Below are 4,188 nucleotides of genomic sequence, written 5' to 3'. Positions count from 1 at the left end.
GTCCGCGCGGTGCTCGTCGGCCGCCTTGCACAGCTCGGCGTACGCGTCGCCGCGCCGGCACAGGAAGGTCACCGGCAAGTGCTCGGCGAACGCCCACGCCCCGTGCCCGAATCCGGGCACGAACAGCAGCGGCGGCTTCGCCTGCTCCAGCTCGGGCAGCGCGGCGAGCACCTCGCGGCGGGCCGGCCGTTCCGGACGGGCCCACTCCCACCCCCGCACCACCCGCACGCGCTCCGCCATCACTTGCCCTCCAGGTCGTGGAGCGCCCGCTGGAGCGCGCGCAGATAGTCGGCGTGCCCCACCTCGAACCAGTGCCGGGTGCTGTCCTTGACCTTCCCCGAGTACCGCTCGCCGACGCCGGCGGCGACCCGGCGGCCGAACGCGGCGGCCCGGTCCGGGCGGGTGGTGCGCAGGGTGAGCAGCCGGGCGAAGAGCACGCTCTGCCAGTGCGAGATGGGGAAGATGCCGGAGTCCGGCTGCACCAGGCCGACCACGGCCAGGGTGGGATGGCCGGCGGCGAACGCGTTGAGCCAGAGCCGGGGTCGGCCCGAGCCGTCCGCGTCGCCGAGGACCTTCCCCTCGAGGAACTCGAAGCGCGGCAGGTAGCCGGTGGCGAAGACGACCAGTTCGGGGTCGATCTCGCGGCCGTCGGTCAGCTCGACGGTGCGGTCGCCGAACCGCGCGATGTCCGGCACCGGGGTGATCTCCCCGTGGCCGACGTAGTAGACGAGCTGGCTGTTGGCGATCGGGTGCGTCTCGTAGACCCGGTGGTCGGGCCGGGGCAGGCCGAACCGGGTCAGGTCGCCGACGGTCAGCCGCAGCGTCCAGTGGTAGAGCCACTGCCGCACCCGCAGCGGCACCCGCAGCGCGAGCAGGGTGTCGTTGACCTGGTCGGCGGGGCGGCCGAAGACGTACTTCGGGGCGTACCAGTAGCCGCGGCGGGTGGCATGCCAGCAGCGGGACGCCTGCTGGGCCGCCTCGACCGCGATGTCGCAGCCGGTGTTGCCGGCCCCGACCACCAGCACCCGCTTGCCGCGTAGCTGGGCCGGGTCCTTGTAGGACGAGGCGTGCATGACCTCGCCGCGGAACTGCTCCAGCCCCTCGTAGCGGGGCAGCTTCGGCGACCAGTTGTGCCCGTTGGCCAGCACCACCGCCGCGTAACGGGAGGTGCGCTCCGGGCCGTAGCCGCCGGTGCTGCGGGTGGTGACGTCCCAGCGGTCTCCCTCGACCGGCTCCACCCGGACCACCTCGGTGCCGAACCAGACGTGCTGGCGCAGGTCGAAGTGGTCGGCGTAGCGCTCGAAGTAGGACAGCAGCTGGGCGTGGTGCGGGTAGTCCGGCCAGTCGTCCGGCATCGGGAAGTCGGGGAACTGGGTGAACGGCCGGGACGAGATGAGGTGCGTGCTGGCGTACACCGGGCTGCGGTCGTGCCGCCAGTTCCACGCCCCGCCGACGCCGGTCTCCCGCTCGTAGCAGTCCACGCCGAAGCCGGCCTCGCGGAGGTTCTTCACGGCGGTGAGGCCGCTGGCCCCGGCGCCGATGACGCAGACGGTGTCGCCGCGGTCGGAGACCGGGCGGCCGTCCCGGGTCGGGGCGACCGTCGGGTCCGGGTCGGGGCGGCCGAGGTCGGTGGAGGAGGACACCGGGAATCTCCTTTTGTGCGGCACGAGTGCCGGGTCGGTGCGAAATCCTGCCGACAATGCCCGCCGTTGTCCAGCCGCCCGGACCGCGGGATGTTGTGGCGAGCGGCCTCCGTGGCGCTGAGTGACCGACACCTCGATCACGCAGCGTGTCGTCCGGCCCCTACCCTCCCACCACCGGTTGCGGCGCTTTGCTCTGCAGCCATTCGCGCAGCATCGCGCTGAGCTGCCGCCTTGCACTCACTTTCCGGCTGCGGCCACAGCGAGGCGGTCACGCAAGGTAGCCGATGCGATTGTGGCTGCAGAGCAAAGGCGGTCGAGGGGTGGGGGCTGAAGTGTGGAGAGGTCACGCTCGGTCACACCTGTGCCGCCGGCGTCCGCGCCGTGCCGCGAGGCGGCGCGGCGCGACGCCACGCGGGCGGTGCCCGGCGCGGCACGAGGGGACGGTCAGTCGCCGGCGGGCAGCAGCAGGTCGACCAGGATCGGGAAGTGGTCGCTGGCCTGCCGGGTCCGCGGGGTGTCCACCACGTCGTAGTCGACCACGGTGATCCGCGGGTCGACGAAGAGGGCGTCGATGCGTCGGCGGGGATCGGCGCAGGAGTAGGTGTGCCGGTCGGCCCGGTCCATCGCCACCGCCGCGTCGGTCAGCCCGTCCGCGACGGTCCGCCACGCCGTGCCGTCCGGCCCCTCGTTCAGGTCCGCGCCGGTCACCACGGGCAGCGTCGCCGCGGCCAGTTCCCGCTTGAACGCCGCCGCCTGCGCGGGCCGCTCGGTCGGGTCGGTGGAGAGGTGGGAGCCGGCCAGCAGGAACCGGCTCCCACCCACCAGGCACTCGGCGTACGCGGCCCCGCGCAGGTGCCGCCCCGGGGTGAGCGGGTAGCGCTGGCAGCGGGTCGCCGTCACCCGCACCCGGAGGCTGGTCAGCAGCAGGTTGCCCAACGCGGGCAGGCCGCCGGCCGCCACCACCAGGCCGAACGAGTCGGCCAGCGTGGCGCACTTCTGCCGCCACCGGAACCGCCGCGGCCCCTCCTGGACGATCACCACGTCCGGCTCGGCCGTCCGCACCACCTCGGCCAGCGCGGCGGTGTCGTCGCGCTGGCTGTGGATGTTGTAGGACACCACCCGCAGCGGCACGCCTGCTGCCGGCACGTCAGATCCGCCGGGCCAGGTCGGCGGCGCCGATGACACCGGCGGTATTGCCCAGCTCGGCCGGGCGTACCTCGGCGACGGGCAGGCGGCTGCGCTGGGCCAGGGCGTCGCTGAACGACCGGCGGGTCGGGCCGAGCAGCAGGTCGCCGGCGTCGATCACGCCACCGCCGACCACCAGCACCTGCGGGTCGAGGATCTGCGCCATGTCCGCGAGGCTGGTGCCGAGCCAGCGGCCGACCTGGGCGAACGCCTCGGCGGAGACCGGGTCGCCGCCCTTGGCGGCGGCGGTCACCATCGGCCCGGTGATCCCCTCGGCCTCGCCGCCGGCCAGCTCCAGCAGGGCGGTGGCCCGGTGCGGCTCCTGGCGGGCGGCGGCGCGGGCGAAGCGGACCAGGGCGCTGCCGCTGGCGTACTGCTCGATGCAGCCCAGCCGGCCACAGCCGCACTGGTGGCCGTCCGGCACGGTGAGCATGTGGCCCAGCTCGGCCGCGATGCCGTTGGCCCCGCGGACCAGTTCGCCGCCGAGCACGATGCCGCCGCCCACGCCGGTGCCGATGGTGAACATCACCATCGAGTCGTCGGCGTCCCGGGCGGCGCCGTAGCGGAACTCCGCCCAGGCCGCGACGTTGCCGTCGTTCTCCACGATCACCGGCAGGCCGGTCGCGTTGCTGACGTAGTCGCGCAGCGGCTCGTCCCGCCAGGCCAGGTTGGGGGCGAAGAGCACGGTGGAGCGGGAGGCGTCGATCCAGCCGGCCGCGCCGATGCCGACCGCGCCGACGGTCTGGCCGGCGGCCAGCTCGGTGACCAGCTCGATGATGACGTCGCGGGTCTTGGCCACGTCGTCGGCGGGGGTGTTGCGTCGGGCCTGCACGAGAACCTTGCCGGTGTCGTCCACGACACCGCCGGCCACCTTCGTGCCACCGACGTCGACTCCGATGGTCAGCGTCACCGCTGCCACTCCCCTCTGCTGTGCTGCCCGGCCCGGCCGAACCGGCCGTGCGATCCCGGGATGTCCGGTGGGTCAGGCCCCGTCGCCTGGTACGTCCTCGCCCACCTCGCCGGACGCCCGTGAGGCGGGCACCACGGGCCGGCCGGCCGACGGCCGGCTCGGCGCCGGCGCGGCCGGCCCGGCGGCATCGGCGGGCGGCTCCGACAACTCCAGCTCGGCGCGGCTGACGCCATGCCCCGACCTGGAGTCGTCGACGGCACCCGCATCGGCCGCGCCCTCCCCCCGGGTGGCGGCGGACCACACGTCCTGCTCGGGTGCCGGCTGAGAATCATGCCCGGTACGGGTCGCCTCGCGCCACACGTGGTCCCCCGTCGCGGTTCCGGCGGCCGCCCCGGCGGGCCCGCCCGCCGCCGTCGGGCCGCCCGGCCCGGCCGGCTCGGACGGGGCGAA

At 74.6% G+C, this 4,188-nt stretch carries 3 protein-coding genes and 2 pseudogenes; all 5 read right to left on the bottom strand.

What is annotated here, in order from left to right; genetic code table 11:
* Positions 1-240, bottom strand: a pseudogene (locus B0E53_RS33575) (hypothetical protein); the annotation flags it as partial.
* Complete coding sequence (locus B0E53_RS33570) at positions 240-1,643, bottom strand: NAD(P)-binding domain-containing protein (protein ID WP_107079611.1); 1,404 nt, start codon at positions 1,641-1,643, stop codon at positions 240-242. The gene B0E53_RS33570 and the pseudogene B0E53_RS33575, both read right to left, overlap by 1 nt.
* 444 nt (positions 1,644-2,087) lie before the next feature.
* Complete coding sequence (locus B0E53_RS33565) at positions 2,088-2,789, bottom strand: endonuclease/exonuclease/phosphatase family protein (protein ID WP_107079610.1); 702 nt, start codon at positions 2,787-2,789, stop codon at positions 2,088-2,090.
* 1 nt (position 2,790) lies between these two features.
* On the bottom strand, positions 2,791-3,738 hold the full coding sequence (locus B0E53_RS33560; protein ID WP_107079609.1) for an ROK family glucokinase: 948 nt from the start codon (positions 3,736-3,738) through the stop codon (positions 2,791-2,793).
* Positions 3,739-3,810: 72 nt separating this feature from the next.
* Positions 3,811-4,188: pseudogene (locus B0E53_RS33555) on the bottom strand (hypothetical protein); the annotation flags it as partial.

Source organism: Micromonospora sp. MH33 (assembly GCF_003013775.1).
In the GTDB taxonomy this organism is placed as follows: Bacteria; Actinomycetota; Actinomycetes; order Mycobacteriales; family Micromonosporaceae; genus Micromonospora; species Micromonospora fulviviridis.
The sequence above is the reverse complement of the archived record's forward strand: the minus strand, read 5'-3'. Positions and strand labels throughout refer to the sequence as shown.